The 15,866-nt window shown below is 76.0% G+C and carries 17 protein-coding genes; 11 read left to right on the top strand and 6 right to left on the bottom strand.

Translation table 11 applies throughout. The features are described from left to right. Positions 1-135: 135 nt before the first annotated feature. Positions 136-1,251, bottom strand: a complete 1,116-nt coding sequence (locus PH190_RS21205) for a magnesium and cobalt transport protein CorA (RefSeq protein ID WP_274233506.1) — start codon at positions 1,249-1,251, stop codon at positions 136-138. Between the two features lie 298 nt (positions 1,252-1,549). On the opposite strand from PH190_RS21205, the gene PH190_RS21200 reads away from it, so the two are divergent. Next, positions 1,550-2,062, top strand: coding sequence for a MaoC family dehydratase (locus PH190_RS21200; protein ID WP_274233505.1), 513 nt, complete (start codon positions 1,550-1,552; stop codon positions 2,060-2,062). Here PH190_RS21200 and PH190_RS21195 read toward each other — a convergent pair. Then, the gene (locus tag PH190_RS21195) at positions 2,059-2,559 is read right to left on the bottom strand and encodes an NUDIX domain-containing protein (RefSeq protein WP_274233504.1); all 501 of its coding nucleotides are present in this window, start codon (positions 2,557-2,559) and stop codon (positions 2,059-2,061) included. The genes PH190_RS21200 and PH190_RS21195 overlap by 4 nt on opposite strands. Before the next feature lie 102 nt (positions 2,560-2,661). Between PH190_RS21195 and PH190_RS21190 the strand changes: the two genes are divergently transcribed. Genes PH190_RS21190 through PH190_RS21170 form a run of 5 tightly spaced genes read left to right on the top strand, consistent with a single transcriptional unit; the run spans position 2,662 to position 5,706 of the window. Then, a complete protein-coding gene (locus PH190_RS21190) occupies positions 2,662-2,820 on the top strand; it encodes a hypothetical protein (protein ID WP_274233503.1) in 159 nt (52 codons plus the stop codon). Positions 2,821-2,835: 15 nt separating this feature from the next. Further along, entirely contained in the window at positions 2,836-3,387 is a 552-nt protein-coding gene (locus tag PH190_RS21185) for a PH domain-containing protein (protein ID WP_116709250.1), read from the top strand. A gap of 21 nt (positions 3,388-3,408) precedes the next feature. Next, positions 3,409-4,266 (top strand): PHP domain-containing protein, encoded by an 858-nt coding sequence (locus PH190_RS21180; RefSeq protein WP_274233502.1) that lies wholly within the window; start codon positions 3,409-3,411, stop codon positions 4,264-4,266. A 28-nt stretch (positions 4,267-4,294) separates the two neighbouring features. Then, positions 4,295-5,149 carry a RecB family exonuclease gene (locus PH190_RS21175; RefSeq protein ID WP_274233501.1) on the top strand — a complete coding sequence of 285 codons (855 nt, stop codon included), beginning with the start codon at positions 4,295-4,297 and terminating at the stop codon, positions 5,147-5,149. Beyond that, entirely contained in the window at positions 5,146-5,706 is a 561-nt protein-coding gene (locus tag PH190_RS21170; protein ID WP_274233500.1) for a hypothetical protein, read from the top strand. Before PH190_RS21175 ends, PH190_RS21170 begins: the two co-directional genes overlap by 4 nt. A gap of 7 nt (positions 5,707-5,713) precedes the next feature. Here the strand turns inward: PH190_RS21170 and PH190_RS21165 are convergent, their stop codons facing one another. From PH190_RS21165 to PH190_RS21155, 3 genes are all read right to left on the bottom strand, one after another. After that, positions 5,714-6,751 carry an alpha/beta fold hydrolase gene (locus PH190_RS21165; RefSeq protein ID WP_274233499.1) on the bottom strand — a complete coding sequence of 346 codons (1,038 nt, stop codon included), beginning with the start codon at positions 6,749-6,751 and terminating at the stop codon, positions 5,714-5,716. Between the two features lie 64 nt (positions 6,752-6,815). Beyond that, positions 6,816-8,174, bottom strand: coding sequence for an Rv3212 family protein (locus tag PH190_RS21160; protein WP_274233498.1), 1,359 nt, complete (start codon positions 8,172-8,174; stop codon positions 6,816-6,818). 12 nt (positions 8,175-8,186) lie between these two features. Further along, on the bottom strand, positions 8,187-9,905 hold the full coding sequence (locus tag PH190_RS21155) for a DEAD/DEAH box helicase (protein WP_420791688.1): 1,719 nt from the start codon (positions 9,903-9,905) through the stop codon (positions 8,187-8,189). A 417-nt stretch (positions 9,906-10,322) separates the two neighbouring features. Here PH190_RS21155 and PH190_RS21150 point away from each other — a divergent pair, with 417 nt between their 5' ends. Together PH190_RS21150 and PH190_RS21145 are read left to right on the top strand one after the other, a co-directional pair. Next, a complete protein-coding gene (locus PH190_RS21150) occupies positions 10,323-11,018 on the top strand; it encodes a ferritin-like fold-containing protein (protein ID WP_274233497.1) in 696 nt (231 codons plus the stop codon). 121 nt (positions 11,019-11,139) lie between these two features. Then, positions 11,140-11,370, top strand: coding sequence for a DUF3107 domain-containing protein (locus PH190_RS21145; protein WP_274233496.1), 231 nt, complete (start codon positions 11,140-11,142; stop codon positions 11,368-11,370). A gap of 51 nt (positions 11,371-11,421) precedes the next feature. On the opposite strand, the gene PH190_RS21140 is transcribed toward PH190_RS21145, so the two are convergent. Continuing rightward, positions 11,422-12,063 (bottom strand): TetR/AcrR family transcriptional regulator, encoded by a 642-nt coding sequence (locus PH190_RS21140; protein ID WP_274199681.1) that lies wholly within the window; start codon positions 12,061-12,063, stop codon positions 11,422-11,424. Positions 12,064-12,322: 259 nt separating this feature from the next. Here PH190_RS21140 and PH190_RS21135 point away from each other — a divergent pair, with 259 nt between their 5' ends. The 3 genes from PH190_RS21135 to moeZ all read left to right on the top strand — a co-directional run bounded on the left by PH190_RS21135 (position 12,323) and on the right by moeZ (position 15,854). Further along, positions 12,323-13,525, top strand: coding sequence for an alpha/beta fold hydrolase (locus PH190_RS21135; protein WP_274233494.1), 1,203 nt, complete (start codon positions 12,323-12,325; stop codon positions 13,523-13,525). After that, on the top strand, positions 13,522-14,586 hold the full coding sequence (locus tag PH190_RS21130; RefSeq protein ID WP_274233493.1) for a DUF3152 domain-containing protein: 1,065 nt from the start codon (positions 13,522-13,524) through the stop codon (positions 14,584-14,586). Before PH190_RS21135 ends, PH190_RS21130 begins: the two co-directional genes overlap by 4 nt. Positions 14,587-14,678: 92 nt before the next feature. Continuing rightward, entirely contained in the window at positions 14,679-15,854 is a 1,176-nt protein-coding gene (moeZ, locus tag PH190_RS21125) for an adenylyltransferase/sulfurtransferase MoeZ (protein WP_274233492.1), read from the top strand. Positions 15,855-15,866 lie beyond the last annotated feature (12 nt).

Genomic DNA, 15,866 nt, shown 5'->3' with positions numbered 1-15,866 from the left:
CTCTACCGCCAGCTCGAGCCGACCCCCGACAGACTTGACGAACCATAGGAGCGTCCCGCGAGGCGGTGATCACGACTTCGGTGACGAGACCCCGCAGAGGTGCGGGGTCTCGTCACCGGGACAGCGATCACGGGCTCAGAGCCAGCGGTTCTTGCGGAACGTCCGCCACAGCACGCCGCAGATGAGCAGGATCCCGAGGATCACCGCCGGGTAGCCGAAGCGCCACTGCAGCTCGGGCATGTACTCGAAGTTCATGCCGTAGATGCCGGCGAGCATGGTCGGCACCGCCAGCAGCGCCGCGTAGGCGGTGATCTTGCGCATGTCGTTGTTCTGGCGCAGCGTGATCTTCGCGAGCACCGCGTCGACCAGGGTCGTCAGCAGCTCGTCGAACGACGCGACGCGCTCGGCCACGGTGGCGAGGTGGTCCTCGACGTCGCGGAAGTAGCTGCGGACCTCCGACGGCACGAGCGGCGAGTAGCCCTCGGTCAGCCGGCGCATGGGCGTGACCAGCGGCGTCACGGCGCGGCGCAGCTCGAGCACCTCGCGCTTCATCATGTAGATCTGCTCGGCGCCGACCTCCGTGTACGGCGCGAACACCTCGGTCTCCATGACGTCGATGTCGTTCTCCACGCCGGCGGCGACGTCGAGGTAGGAGTCGACGATGTGGTCGGCGACGGCGTGCAGCACGACCGCCGGCCCCTGGGCGAGGTGCTCGGGGTCGGCCTCGAGGTTGTGGCGGACCCGGCGCAGCCCGGAGTGCTGGCCGTGGCGCACGGTGACGACGAAGTCGCGGCCCAGGAACACCATCAGCTCGCCGGACTCGACGATCTCGTTGGCGGTGGTGGGCGACGCGTGCGCCACGTAGCGCATGGTCTTGAACACCGAGAACAGCATGTCGTCGCTGCCGCCCGCGGCCCCGGTGTAGCGCTCGATCTTGGGCCGCTGGTGGGCGTGCACCGCGTCCTCGACGGCCAGCGGGTGCAGGCCGAAGACCTCGGCGATGTCGTGGATCTGCTCGGCGTCGGGCTCGTGCAGGCCGATCCACACGAAGCCCTCGCCGCGCCGGCGGACCTCGCTGATCGCGTCGCGGTGGTTCCAGTGCCCGTCGAGCCGCTTGCCGTCGACGTACACCGCGCAGTCGACGACGAACGCCGAGAGCGGCACGTGGGGGACCCGCGGATCCTGCGTGCGCGGGCGGCCCGGGCGGATCACGCGGGCTCCGGCGTTGCGCAGGGTGGGCAGGGCAGGCATGGCGACCTCCGGGGACCGGACGGAGTGCGGGCTACGAACATCGAGCCACCGCGTCCCTCCCGGACCACCCGCCGACGCGTCAGCGCCCGGTGGTCCCACGGGAGGGGACGCGGCCCGTACTGGAGGGCAGGCCGTCGGACCTGCTCGTGGAGTCGTCCACGTCTCACCTCCCTCGCCTCGCGCGACACGAACTCGGTCGGTCCGTCATCCTAGCGACCTTCGTCGGCGCCGTCGGATCGAGGAGTCCCACGTCTCCCGGGTGCGGCGCCTCGACCAGAGACGTTCAGGAGGCGGATCCGTGCAGTTCGGTCGGTACTTCGAGGAGTTCGAGGTCGGCGCCACGTACAAGCACTGGCCGGGCAAGACGGTCACCGAGTACGACGACCACCTCTTCTGCCTCATCACGATGAACCACCACCCGCTGCACCTCGACTCCCACTACGCCGAGGGCACCCAGCAGGGGCGCAACGTCGTCGTCGGCAACTACGTCTACTCGCTGCTGCTCGGGATGTCGGTGGCCGACGTGTCGGGCAAGGCGATCGCGAACCTCGAGGTCGAGTCGCTGCGCCACGTCAAGCCGGTGTTCCACGGCGACACGATCTACGGCGAGTCGACGGTGCTCGACAAGAAGGAGTCGTCGTCGAAGAACGACCGGGGCGTCGTCCAGGTCGAGACGATCGGCTACAACCAGGACGGCGTCGTCGTCTGCATCTACCGCCGCAAGGTGATGGTGCCCAAGCGCCCGGCGTCCGAGGGCTCGGACCAGGCGTTCGAGGCGGAGCAGCCCCGCCGCCCCGTCCCGCAGCGCTAGCGCGACGAGCGCGGCAGGCAGTCCCACCCGCGCAGGGCGGCGGTGAGCCCGGTGACCAGCTCCCCGGCCGCGTCGAGGGCGGCGTAGGCGGCGGCGTCGACGAAGCGGGCGTCGGCGGCGTCGTCGCCCGCCCGCGGCGCCGCCGCCGGGTCGCTCCCGTCCGCCAGCCGGCAGCGGAAGTCGTGGATCACGAACGTCCGCCCGTCCGGCGCGGGCCTGCGCACGTGCCCGACCTCCTCGCCGACGACGACGTCGAGCCCGGTCTCCTCGGCGACCTCGCGCGCCGTCGCCGCGACCGTCGTCTCGCCCGGGTCGACCTTGCCGCCGGGCAGCGACCAGCGCCCCGCCTCGGGGTCGTGGCCGCGGCGGACGAGCAGCAGGCGGCCCAGCGGGTCGGTGACGATCGCGCCGACGCAGACGACGTCACCCGCCCCGTCGGCCGCTCCGTCACCCCCGGTGCCCGGCGACGCGCCGGGCGCGGCCTGGGGATCACGCATCGTCACACGAGATCACACTAGTATCACCGATGGCCGGATGTTCGTCCCGGCCCGGACGATCCACACTGATCACGACCACGGCGACGACCGCGAGGGAACCTGGTGAACGCGAGAAAGATCGGCATCTTCGTGGGGGTCGCGTTCCTGCTGTTCTTCGTCATCTCCCAACCCCAGGGATCCGCGGATCTGGTGCTCAGCATCCTCACCATCCTGGGCGATGCGGCCGCTTCAGTGGTGGAATTCATCCAGGCGCTGTTCTAGGTCCGGAGGTCCGACGTGCTGGCACCCCGCGAGGTCGACGAGTACGTCCTGCCCACCGAGCGGCGGGTGATCCGCTTCCGCCGCCACTGGGCCGTCATCGTCGGTGAGGTGCTGCAGGCCGTCGTCCTGTTCGTCCTGCTCGCCCTCGGTGCGGCGTTCCTGCCGCAGAACGTCGTGCTGGACAACCTGTTCTGGTACGGCGCCCTGCTCGTGCTGCTCAAGACCAGCTACAAGGTCAGCGAGTGGTGGGTCGAGAAGGTCGTCGTCACCGACAAGCGGGTCATGCTCACCAAGGGGATCATCACCCACCAGGCCGGCATGATGCCGCTGACCAAGGTCACCGACCTCACCTTCGAGCGCAGCCTGCTGGGCCGCATGCTCGGCTACGGGACGATGGTCATCGAGTCGGCCGGCCAGATCCAGGCGCTGAACCGCATCGACTACCTGCCCGACCCCGAAGAGGTCTACGAGGCCATCTCCGAGCTGGTGTTCGGCGACAAGCGCCAGACCCGCTCGTACACGCTGCCGGGGTCCGGCTTCGGCGGCGCGCGCGGTCGTCGTCGCTGACACCGGCCGAACACTGCCCCGGTGATCGACCTCCACACCCACTCCGCGGCCTCCGACGGCACCGAGTCGCCGTCCGAGCTGGTCGCCACGGCCGTGGCCGCCGGCGTCACCGTGCTCGCGCTGACCGACCACGACACGACCGCGGGCTGGGACGAGGCCGCGGCGGCGCGGCCCCCGGGGCTGACGCTGGTCCGCGGCGCGGAGTTCTCCACCGAGAGCCCGGACGGGCGGGGCGGGACGGTCACCGCGCACCTGCTCGGCTACCTCTTCGACCCCGCCGCCCCGGCGATCCTCGCCGAGCAGGAGCGGCTGCGGGCCTCGCGGCGCGAGCGGGTGCGGGCGATGGGGGAGCGGATGGCCGCGGGCGGGCTGCCGATCGACGGCGAGGCGCTGCTGGCCCGCCTGCCCGCGGACGCGCCGGCCGGGCGCCCGCACCTGGGGCAGGCGCTGGTCGAGGCGGGCGTGGTGGGGTCGGTGTCCGAGGCGTTCGAGCACCTCCTGCGCCGGGACGGCCCCTACTACGTCGAGAAGGAGGACACGCCGATCGCGCGGGCCGTCGCGATGATCGTGGCCGCCGGCGGCGTCCCGGTGTTCGCGCACCCCTTCGCCCGGCGGCGGGGGCCGGTGGTCGAGGCGTCGGTGCTGGCGGACCTGGCGCGGGAGGGCCTGGCGGGGATCGAGGTCGACCACCCCGACCACGACGCGGACGACCGCGCGGCGCTGCACGAGGTCGCGGCGGCCGCGGGCCTGCTGGTCACGGGCTCGAGCGACTACCACGGCACCAACAAGGCCACCCCGATCGCCGCCGAGACGACCGCGCGGGACCAGTTCGAGGCGCTCGCGGCGCGCGCGACGGGCGCCGAGGTGCTCGCGGGCTGATACACCGCGGCCGCCTAGGGTGGAGGCGATGAGCATGCAGCTGGGTCTGGACGGCATGCCCGCCCGCCTGGTCCGCGTGACCCCGTCGCGCCTGGCCACCTGGCAGGACTGCCGGCGCCGCTACCGCCTGACCTACCTCGACCGCCCCGCGCCCCCGCGCGGCGGGCCGCGGGCGGCGAGCACGCTCGGCGCCGTGGTGCACAACGCGCTGCACGCCGTCTTCGGCGAGCGACCCGCGCGGCGCAGCGCTGCCCGCGCGGCCCTGGAGGTGGACCGGCACTGGTCGTCGGAGGGGTTCCGCGACGACGCCCAGGCCGCCGAGTACCGCGAGCGTGCCCGGACGTGGGTCGGCGACTACGTCGAGCGCCACGCCGTCGTCGACGCGCCGGAGCCGGTGGGCGAGGTCGTCGGGCTCGAGCGCTGGCTCTCGGCGCCGGTCGGGGCGATGGTCGCCGAGGGCCGCGCCGACCGTCTCGACGACCGCGACGGGCAGGTCACCGTCGTCGACTACAAGACCGGCCGCCGCGTGCCCGACGCCGCCGACGCCGCGGGCTCGCCGGCCCTCGCGCTCTACGTCCTCGCCGCGCGCCGCACGCTGCGCCGCCCCTGCCGGCGGGTCGAGCTGCACCACCTGCCGACCGGCACGATCGCCGCCGCCGAGCACGACGAGGCCTCGCTGGCCGCCCACCGCGAGCGGGCCGAGGCCGCCGCCACCGCGCTGGGCGCCGCCGCCGACGCGCTCGAGGAGGACTCCCGCCGCGCCGAGGAGCTCTTCCCGCCGCGGTCCGGGGCCCGCTGCGGCGCCTGCGAGGTCCGGCGGCACTGCCCGGAGGGGCGCGCCGCCGCCCCCGCCGAGCCGGCCTGGTCCGGGCTCGCGCCGTGAGCGCCCCCGACCCGGCGCACCGGGACGGGCCGGACACGCAGCCCACGCCGCCCACGCCGCCGCGGCCCTGGGCGGGCGAGGCGGCCACCCCGCCCCACGGGGGCACCCCCGGCGTGACCTCCACCGGCTCCTGGCGCCCGACCTCCACCGAACGCTGGACCTCGCCCGCCGGCGTGCCGCGCGCCGCGACCCGCCGGGAGCGGGCGCGCACCGCCGGCCGGCCCACCCCGCCCTCGGGCCTGTCGACCGGCGCGATCGCGCGCGCCGGGCACCCCGACCGCCTCGCCGGCACCCGGCGCCGCCTCGTGGCGCTGGCCCGGGTGCTCGCGGGCGGGCTCGTCGTGCTCGCGGTGGTCGTCGTCGTGGCGCCGTGGTTCCTGGGCGGGCCCGGCGCGGGGGTGGACACGGTGGCCGCGCACCTCATGGGCGCGGTCGTCGCGGTCGGCGCGACCGCGATCGCCGCCCACCGCCGCACCTCGTCCGGGGTGGCGGTGCTCGCCGCCGCGGCGGTGCCGGTGATCCTCTTCCTGCTGCTCGCGATCACCTGGTGGGCGTAGGAGCCCGTCAGCCCAGCAGGTCGTCGCGCAGCCAGGTGCGCCAGGTCGGGACGAGCACGTCGAGCAGCGCCGACGGGTTCTCGACGTTCGGGGCGTGCGCGGCGCGGGGGACCGCGGCGAACTCGGCCTCGAGGCGGTCGGCCATGGTGCGCTGGATGCTCACCGGCCAGGCGTCGTCGTCGATCCCGCAGACGATGAGGCACGGCACGCGGCGGGCCCGGACGGCGGCGACCAGCTCGGCGGTGCGGTCGGGCTCGGCGCGCAGCGCGTCGCCCATCCCGAGCAGCCCGGACACCGTGGAGCGGCGCAGGCGCTCGCGCAGCAGGTCGACGACGTGCGGGTCCGCCGACGACCAGTCCCCGGACGCGTCCCGCAGCGCGACGACCTCCTCGATGCCCCGGCGGCGCAGCACCGGCTCGAGCACGTCGAGGTTCGTCCGCCGCCGGCCCATGGGCAGCTCGCCCGGTCCGGAGTCCATGAGCGTCAGCCCGCGCACCGGCGCCCCGGCCAGCACGGCCGCGCGGGCGACGAGCCCGCCGAACGAGTGCCCGAGCAGCAGCACCCGGCGACCCGCGCCGACCTCGTCGGCGACGATCCCGGCGATCACCGGCCCGAGCTGCGCCGGGTGGTACTCGCCCTCGGCGGACGGGCCCGGCGACTCGTACTGGCCGGGCAGGTCCAGCGCGAGCACCCCGATCCCGCCGGCGGCGACGGCGTCGATCAGCGGCGCGAAGTCCTCCTTCGAGCCGGAGTAGCCGGGCAGCAGCATCGCGGTGGCGGGCCGGCCCTCGATCGCGGCCGCCGCGTCGGGCTCGGCCCGCAGCGCCGCGAGGGGGCCGAGCGACGACGGGACCGTCACCCGCCGTGCGCGGTGGGGGTGGCGCTGGGCCTGGTTGCGGCCCGTCGGGAGCGCGGGCGTGGCGTCGGGCGGGCCGGGCGCCGTCCCGCCCGGGACGCCCACCGCGCCGTCCAGCCCGTCGTCCGCTCCGGCCGCCGCCCCGCCGTCCGACGGCGCGGCGGTGCCGGGGTGATCGGGACGGCCCACCCCGGGGAGTCTGCCGCATGACGGGCCCGGAAGGGCCGTGACGGTGTCGGACCGGTGGGTCCGGTCAGCCCGGGGCGCGCAGCGCCACGACGGTCGTCCCGCGGAGCTCGACCACGGTGGTGCCGGTCGCGGCGACGGCCACGGGTGCGGCCGGGTCGCCGCCGCGGGCGACCGGGATCACGGGGCCGCGCGGGGTGCCGGTCGCGGCGTCGACCACGGCGAGGCCGTCGGGCACCGGCACGAGCGCGATGGCCGCGGGCGCGCTGCCCGGCCACGCCGCGCCCGCCCCGAGCGTGCCGGGCAGGGTCCAGCGGGGACGCAGGTCGCCGGCGTCGAGGCCGACGGTCGCCGTGCCCGTCCACCAGAGCAGGACCGGGCCGACGGGCCGGACGGTCGCCGCGAGGTCGGGCGGGTCGGTCGTGGGGCCCGCCGCGTCGCCGAGGGGGTGGACGGTCTCGGGGATCAGCGTCTCGGCGTCGGCCGAGGTGCCGACCACGTGCAGCGTGCCGTCGGGCGCGGCCCACGCGGCGCGCTGGTCGGTCAGCGCCACGAGCCGCGCGCCGCGCACGCCGAGGGTGGTGCTCGAGCGCTCCTCGGGCTTCTCCGAGCTCTGCGGGTCGGCGTCGACGATCGTCAGCCGGTCGCTGTCCTCGCCGGGGCAGCGCTGGACCATCCCGACGGTCCCGCCGCCGACGGCGATCGAGCCGTTGGTGCACTCCGCGCGCGGCTGGGAGTCCGGGGGCTGCACGGGCGTCGCGACCCGGCCGACCTCGGTGGTCAGCACGAGGTCCGAGCGCCAGGTCTCGACGTGGTCCGCGCCGGTGCCGGTGACGTGGTCGCGGTCGGCGAGCAGGCGGGTGCCCTCGCGCAGGTCGGCGTTGCGGGCGGGGCCGCGGCGGCCGGTGTCGGGCTCGAGGGCCGCGACGTCGGAGCACCACGTGCCCAGCGGCCCCTCGGTGCGGAAGACGGCGAGCACGTCGCCGAACCCGGTGCCGACGGTGCACGGCGCCTGGGGGCGGGTGTAGCGCCACGCCTCGCGGCCGGTGACCGGGTCGCGGCCGACGACGCCGTCCGGGCCCGCGGTGACCACGGCCGGCCCGACGGCGAGCGGCGCCGGTGTGGCTGGGCTCGCGGCCCGCCACACCTCGCCCAGCGCGGTCGGCACCGGGCCGTCCGCGCCGGGCTGCAGCGGCGGCGAGGCCGGCGTGAGCTCGGTGTCCGCCGCGTCGCCGGACGCCAGCACCAGCAGCGTGCCGACGACGGCCGCCACCACGATCAGCGCGACGGCGACGAGGTCGCCGCGGCTGCGCCGCTCGGGGCGCGGCAGCCGGGACGGGCGGGGGGACCCGCCCCCGGGTCCGTCGCCGGGCCCGTCGCCCGGGTCGGCGGACCCGGGCGGCGGCGCCGACGTCGGCGAGCTCACCGGCGCGCGGTCCTACTCGGTCGTGGACGCCGCGGGCGCGGCCTCGGCGGGCGCCGGGCCGGTCGATCCCTCGGACCCGTTCGTGCTGCCGTTCGAGCTCCCGTTCGAGGCCCCGGAGCGCGACCCCGACCCGCGTCCACCGCGACGGCGACGACGGCGGCGGCCGCCCTCGCCCGAGCCCTCGCCCGAGCCGTCGGTGGTGTCCTCGGCCCGCTCGGCGTCGGCGCCCTCCGGGGTGCCCCCGGTGCCGTTCTCGGTGCCGTCCTCGGCGCCACCGGCGACGACCTCGCCGGCGCGGCGGCGGGTGCGCGAGCGCGTCCGGCGCGGACGCCGCGAGCCCTCGTCGTCGCCGGACCCGTCGCCGGACCCGTCGCCGGACCCGCCGGACTCGCCGCCGGACTCGCTGTCCGGATCGGCGCCGGCCTCGGTGTCACCGTCGCCGCGGGCCTCGTCGCGGCCCCCGGAGCGACCGCCGCGCGACCGGCCCCGGCCGCGACCGCCGCTCTCGCGGGTCTCGCGGCGCGGACCGTCCTCGGCCTCCTCCTCGGCGGGCCGGCGCCGGCGCGCGACGCGGCCGCCGGCGCCCTCGGGGATGCCGAGGTCGGCGTAGAGGTGCGGCGAGCTGGAGTAGGTCTCCGGCGGCTCCGGGGCGCCGAGGCCCAGGTCGTCGGAGATCATCTTCCACTTGGGCAGGTCGTCCCAGTCGACGAGCGTGATCGCGATGCCCGTCTTGCCCGCGCGGCCCGTGCGCCCGATGCGGTGGATGTAGGTCTTGGCGTCGTCCGGGCACTGGTAGTTCACGACGTGCGTGACCCCGGTGACGTCGATGCCGCGCGCGGCGACGTCGGTGCAGACCAGCACGTCGATGCGGCCCTCGCGGAACGCCCGCAGCGCGTGCTCGCGGGCGCCCTGGCCGAGGTCGCCGTGCACGGCGCCGACGGCGAAGCCGCGCTCGGCGAGCTCCTCGGAGACCTTGCTCGCGGTGCGCTTGGTGCGCGTGAACACCATCGTCGGCCCGCGGTCGGTCGCCTGCAGCGTGCGCGCGAGCATCTCGACCTTGTCGAGGGCGTGGGCGCGGTAGACGAACTGCTGGGTCTTCTCGCCGATCGCGCTGGCGTCGACCTGCTCGGCGCGGATGTGCGTCGGCTGCGTGAGGAACGTGCGGGCCAGCGTGATGATCGGCCCCGGCATGGTGGCCGAGAACAGCATCGTCTGGCGCTTCTCGGGCAGCATCCCCAGGATGCGCTCGACGTCGGGCAGGAAGCCCAGGTCGAGCATCTCGTCGGCCTCGTCGAGCACGAGGCCGCCGACCTTCGCCAGCACGAGGTGGCCCTGCTGGGCGAGGTCGAGCAGGCGGCCGGGGGTGCCGACGACGAACTCGACGCCGCGCTGCAGGGCGGCGATCTGCTGCTCGTAGGGGCGCCCGCCGTAGATCGACACGACGCGGGTGCCGAGGCCCTTCGAGGCGCCCTCGATGTCCTTGGCGACCTGCACGCACAGCTCGCGGGTGGGGACGACGATCAGCGCGCGGGGCGTGCCGTCCTCGGTCGGACGGCCGAGGCGCTGGAGCAGCGGGACGCCGAAGCCGAGGGTCTTGCCGGTGCCGGTGCGCGCCTGGCCGATGACGTCCTCGCCGGCGAGGGCCAGCGGCAGCGTCAGCTCCTGGATGGCGAAGGTGCGCTCGATGCCCACCTTCGCGAGGGCCTCGACGATGGCGGGGTCGACGCCCAGCTCGGCGAAGGTGGGGGCGTCCTCGGTGACGGGGGCGCGGGCCGTGAGGGGCTCGGCGACCGGCTCGTCGTCCGGGGCGCCGGAGTCGGGACGGGGATCGGTGGTGACGGTGGTCAGGGGTCTGCCTCTCTCGCGTCGTGCGCGCGAGGCGGGCCGGCTGGCTCGACCACGTCCGGGGTCGGCGACGGTGCGCACTGGTGCACGGGCCCGCTCCCTCGTCGGAGCGCGACCCCACGTCACCGGACGCGGGAGAGCCGGCTGAGGCGCCCGCACGCTCGGGTACGTCTCGCGGCGCACGACGGCGACCGGGCGGTCGGCGACGATGCATGCCACCGCGGGACGACCTCATGGTACCGGTCGCCCCGGAGCGGCCGTCGCACCGCCGGGCGGGACCGCGTCCCCCTAGGGTGGTCGGCCGTGAGCGAGCCCGAGGGCGACCGCCCCGCCACCAGCACCGATCCGTCCGGTGACCCGCCCGTCGACCTGCTCGGCGCCGTCGCCTACGGCGCCCTGACCGCCTTCACCAGGCTCGCCGCCGACGCCGCGCTCGCCCCCGACCTCACCGGGCGCGCGGAGATGGCCGCGCTCGCTGCGGTCGAGATGGCGCACGTGGAGCGGATCCGCGCCCACCTCGCGGCGCGGGGTGTGGACCTCGTCACCACGATGGCGCCCTTCGCCCCGGTGCTCGACTCGTTCGCGGCGCGCACCGCGTCCCGCGACTGGGGCGAGGCGCTCGTCGGCGCGTACGTCGGGCGCACGCTCGCGGTGGACCTCGTCGCCGCCTCCGGGGCCTCGGAGGGCGAGGGCAGCGGCGAGGGTGACGCGTCCGACCTCCTGCGCGGCCCCGACGCGGGCCGGGAGGCCGCCGGGGAGAGCGGGTTCGACGCCTTCGCCGAGCGGGCGGTGGGCGAGCTGACCGCCGACGAGCGGACGGCCGCGCGCCTCGCGATGTGGGGCCGGCGGCTGCTGGGGGAGACGCTCGCCGCGGCCGCCGAGGTCCTCGACGAGCACCCGCACGCGGCCGCTGCGCTGCTCGGCGGGGCGTCGCGGGGCGCGGTGTTCAAGGCGCTGAAGTCGCGGCACTCCAAGCGGCTGGCGGCGCTCGGCCTGTAGCCCACCCGGACGCCGGACGTGGACTAGCCTCGCGCGGGCACAGCACGACGGCACGACCGGGCACCACCGGGCACGACCGGGCACGTCGAGCAGGACCGAGCAGTACCGAGCGGAGGAACGCGTGGAGGTCAAGATCGGCGTGGCGGAGAGCCCGCGCGAGCTGGTGATCGCGAGCGACCAGTCGCCCGACGAGGTGCAGGCGCTCCTCGACGAGGCGCTGGCCTCGAACGGCGGCACGCTCGCGCTCTCCGACGACAAGGGCCGTCGGTACGTCATCCCCGCGGCCCGCATCGCCTACGTGGAGATCGGGCCGCCGGAGGGGCGTCGCGTGGGCTTCGGGGTCGGCAGCTAGCCACCCCGCGGGCGGCCGGGGCGGGGGACACCCGCCCCGGCTCCCGAGGGCTCAACCCTCCTGGCGCGGGAACCCGCCGATGCCGCGCCACGCGAGCTGCGACATCAGGGTGATCGCGTCCTCGCGCGGCGGCTGCAGCCCGGCGTCGAGCCAGTAGCGCGCCGCCGTCGTCGACAGGCCCACCAGCCCGACAGCGAGGAGCCGGGCCCGCTCGGGCTCGAGGCCCGCGTCGGTGGTCACGGCCTCGGTGACCGCGTCGATGCAGTCCGACGTCGCGCGGTCGACGAGGCCCGCGATCTCGGGCGTCGCGCGCGTGTCCGTCTCGAACACCAGGCGCATCGCGCCGTCGCGCGACGACACGACGTCGAAGTAGGCCTGGATGGTGGCCTGGACGCGCGCCTTGTTGTCGGTGGTCGAGCGGATCGCCGCCCGCACCGTGCGCACCATGTCGTCCGCCGCGCCCTGCACCAGCGCCCGGTAGAGGTCGAGCTTGCCGGGGAAGTGCTGGTAGAGCACCGGCTTGCTGACCCCGGCCCGCTCCGCGATCTCGTCCATCGCCGCCGCGTGGTAGCCGCGGTGGCCGAACACGTCGCGCGCGGCCTCGAGCAGCTGGGCCCGGCGCGCGGAGCGCGTCATGCGCGGCCGCCCCGTCGGGGTGCCGGGGCTGCCCGGAAGGCTCGCCTGCCCGTTCATGGCCCCCGCCCCCAACTGTCGTCGCCGGGCGGCACCGGTGTCGACCGCCTCGGTCGCCCGACCCTACCCATCGGGTGACGTCCGTGCGGGCCACGGCGCGCGGGGCGCCCCCGCGCGGTGATCGCCGCGTGATCGCTGCGGTGATCTCGCGGCCCCGCCGCGGCCCCGCCGCGGCCCCACCACGGCGATGTCCCGTCCGCCTCCCGTCCACCCCGACGTCACCGTGACGACACGCGCGGGACACCGCATGATGGTCGGCGTGATCGTTCGCCGCCCCGTGCCGTCCACCGGCCCGTCGTGGTCCGGGCGCGACTCCGGTGACGGCTCGGGGCGTGCTGCCGCGTCGGTCGGCCGGGACGTGCCCGCGCCCCCGCTCGCCTCCGCGTCGGCGCTCGGCCCGACCGGGACGGCGGCGGCCCCGACGCCGTACTGGCCGGGCCGCGTGGTGCCGGTCGGGCGGTCGGGCTCGCTGCACGTGCGTGAGACGCCGGGCCCGGCGGGCGAGACGGCGGTCTACGTCCACGGTCTCGGCGGCTCGTCGAACAACTGGACCGAGCTCGCCGGCGCGCTCTCCGCACGCTGCCGGGGCCTCGCCGTCGACCTGCCCGGCTTCGGCCGCACGCCGCCGCCGTCGTCGGGCGACTACCGCCCCACGGCCCACGCCGCGACGATCATCGCGTACCTCGACGACCTGCAGCGCCACGGCACCGGGCCCGTGCACCTGCTCGGCAACTCCCTCGGAGGCGCGGTCTCCCTGCTCGTGGCCGCGCAGCGCCCCGACCTCGTGCGCACGCTGACGCTGGTCAGCCCCGCGATGCCCGACCTGCGCCCGCTGCCCTCGCGCCTCGGCGGCAAGCGGGCGGCGCTGGCCCTGCTGCCGCTGCTCGGGGCGAGCGCGCGCGCCGAGCAGGCCGCGGCGACGCCGGCCGAGCGCCTGGCCCGCACGATGGCCCTGTGCCACGCCGACCCCGACCGGGTCGGGCCCCGCGCCTTCGCGATGGCCGCGGCGGAGGCCGAGGAGCGGGCGGCCCTCGCGCACGCCCCGGAGGCCCTGCACCGGTCGTTCCTCGGGCTGCTGGGCACCTGGCTGGCCCCGTCACCGCGCTCGTTGTGGGCCGCCGCCGCGCGGGTCGGCGCGCCCACGCTGGTGGTGTGGGGCGAGGTCGACCGCCTCGTCGGCGTGTACCGCGCGGCGCACACCGCCGCGGCGCTGCCCGCCGGGCGTCTGCTGCGGCTGCCGGGCGTCGGCCACGTCGCGCAGATCGAGCAGCCGCAGACCGTCGCGCGTGCCGTGCTGGGGCTGCTCGACGCGGCCGCCGACGGCTCGTGGCCGGGGGCCGGCCGTCCGGTGCCGGGGCGCGACACGGTGCGGGCGCGGGTCGACGCGGCGGCACGCCGCGTGCGTGATCGGCTGCCGCTGGGCGTCGCCCGGCCGGAGGCGTGTGGCACAGTGCCCGTGTGACCCGGCCGGCCAGGCGCCCCGCCGACGGGGAGGAGGCCCCGGCCGACTCCCCTCATGACGCCTTCCCGGCGGGCGACGGGCGGGCGTCCCGCGGCGGCCGTCCCGGGCGCGCGCCCACCTCGACCGCCGTGCGCGACCGGCCCCGCACCGGGTCCCGGCCCGGCGGCCCGCCGCCGCGCGGCCGGTCCGGCGCGCGCCCGCCCTCGCGGTCGGCGCCGCGGTCGGTGCTGCGCTCCTGGCGGACCTGGGTGATCCCGGCGCTGGTGGTGCTCACGGTGCTCGCCGTCGTCGAGGCGGTGTCGCCCGACGGCGACGCGGGGTCGGCGTCGCCGCTCCTCGCGCCGCCGGAGCGCCCGGCGCCCGTCGTCACCGAGGCCCCGCGCGGCGTGGGCCAGAACGTCGACATCCCCTCGGCCGAGCTGCCCGCGGGCGGCGCGTTCCCGGTGACGGGCTCGGGCAGCTGGCACGTCGTGCCGGGCACGACGCCCCAGGCCGGCACGGGCCGCGTCTACACCTACACCGTCGAGGTCGAGGACGGCGTGGTCGTGCCCGAGGGCGAGCAGGCCTTCGCCACCGCCGTCGACGCCACCCTCGACGACCCGCGCAGCTGGATCGGCTCCGGGCAGATCGCGGTCCGGCGCATCGACACCGGCGTGCCCGACTTCCGCGTCAGCCTCTCGGCGCAGATGACCATCCGCGGGCAGTGCGGCTACTCGCTGCGCTTCGAGGCGTCGTGCTGGAAGTCCGACATCGGGCGCGTGCTCATCAACGGCAGCCGCTGGGTGCGCGGCGCGGCGGCGTTCGAGGGCCAGCTGGGTCTCTACCGCCAGTACGCCCTGAACCACGAGGTCGGGCACGTCTTCGACAACCCGCACGTGCCGTGCCCGGAGAACGGCGCCCTCGCGCCGATCATGATGCAGCAGAGCTTCGGGACGGCGAACGACTACCTCGCGCAGCTCACCGAGGAGAACCCGCAGGGCACGCAGATCCCCCGCGACGGGAAGGTCTGCCGGCCCAACGCGTGGCCCTATCCCCAGGGGCCGATCGCCCCCGTCGGCTGACGTGGCGTCCCCGGCCGGGGAACATGGCGGGCAGCGCGGCGGTTGTGCGTCGTGAGGACCCGAGCAGAAGAGATGGGGAGTTGAGCGCCGTCATGGCATCCCTGCCGCCCCTGGTGGAGCCGGCCGCGGAGCTGACCAAGGACGAGGTCGCCCGGTACAGCCGCCACCTGATCATCCCCGACGTCGGTGTCGACGGGCAGAAGCGTCTGAAGAACGCGAAGGTGCTCGTCGTCGGCGCCGGCGGCCTCGGCAGCCCCGCGCTGCTCTACCTGGCCGCCGCGGGCGTGGGCACCCTCGGGATCGTCGACTTCGACGTCGTCGACGAGTCGAACCTGCAGCGCCAGGTCATCCACGGCCAGTCCGACATCGGGAAGTCGAAGGCGCAGTCGGCCAAGGAGTCGGTCGCCGAGATCAACCCGTTCGTCACGGTGAACCTGCACGAGACGCCGCTGGACTCGTCGAACGCGCTGGACATCTTCCGCGACTACGACCTGATCCTCGACGGCACCGACAACTTCGCCACGCGCTACCTCGTCAACGACGCGGCCGTGCTGCTGGGCAAGCCGTACGTCTGGGGCTCGATCTTCCGGTTCGAGGGCCAGGTCTCGGTGTTCTGGGAGGACGCGCCGAACGGCCAGGGCCTGAACTACCGGCACCTCTACCCCGAGCCCCCGCCGCCGGGCATGGTCCCGTCGTGCGCCGAGGGCGGCGTGCTGGGCGTGCTGTGCGCGTCGATCGGCTCGATCATGGTCACCGAGGCCATCAAGCTGATCTGCGGCATCGGCGACCCGCTCCTGGGCCGGCTCAAGGTCTACGACGCCCTCGACATGGAGTACCGCGAGGTCAGGATCCGCCGGGACCCGAACGCCACCGAGGTCACCGAGCTCATCGACTACGAGGCCTTCTGCGGCACCGTCTCCGACGAGGCGCAGACCGCCGCGGCCGGGCACACCATCACGGCGCCCGAGCTCAAGGAGAAGATGGACGCGGGCGACAAGTTCGAGCTCATCGACGTCCGCGAGCCCCACGAGTGGGAGATCGTGCGGATCCCCGGTGCCAAGCTCATCCCGAAGGACAAGATCCTGTCGGGCGAGGCGTTCGCCGAGATCCCGCAGGACCGCCAGACGATCCTGTACTGCAAGTCCGGCGTCCGCTCCGCCGAGGCGCTGTCGGCCCTGCACAACGCCGGGTTCTCCAACGCGGTGCACGTCGGCGGCGGCGTCACGGGCTGGGCCCAGCAGGTCGACACCTCCCTGCCGACCTACTGAGGCCGGCCCGGA

The organism is Actinomycetospora straminea, assembly GCF_028737255.1.
In the GTDB taxonomy this organism is placed as follows: Bacteria; Actinomycetota; Actinomycetes; order Mycobacteriales; family Pseudonocardiaceae; genus Actinomycetospora; species Actinomycetospora straminea.
Note: the sequence above shows the minus strand (reverse complement) of the source record. Positions and strands in the feature narration are given on the sequence as shown.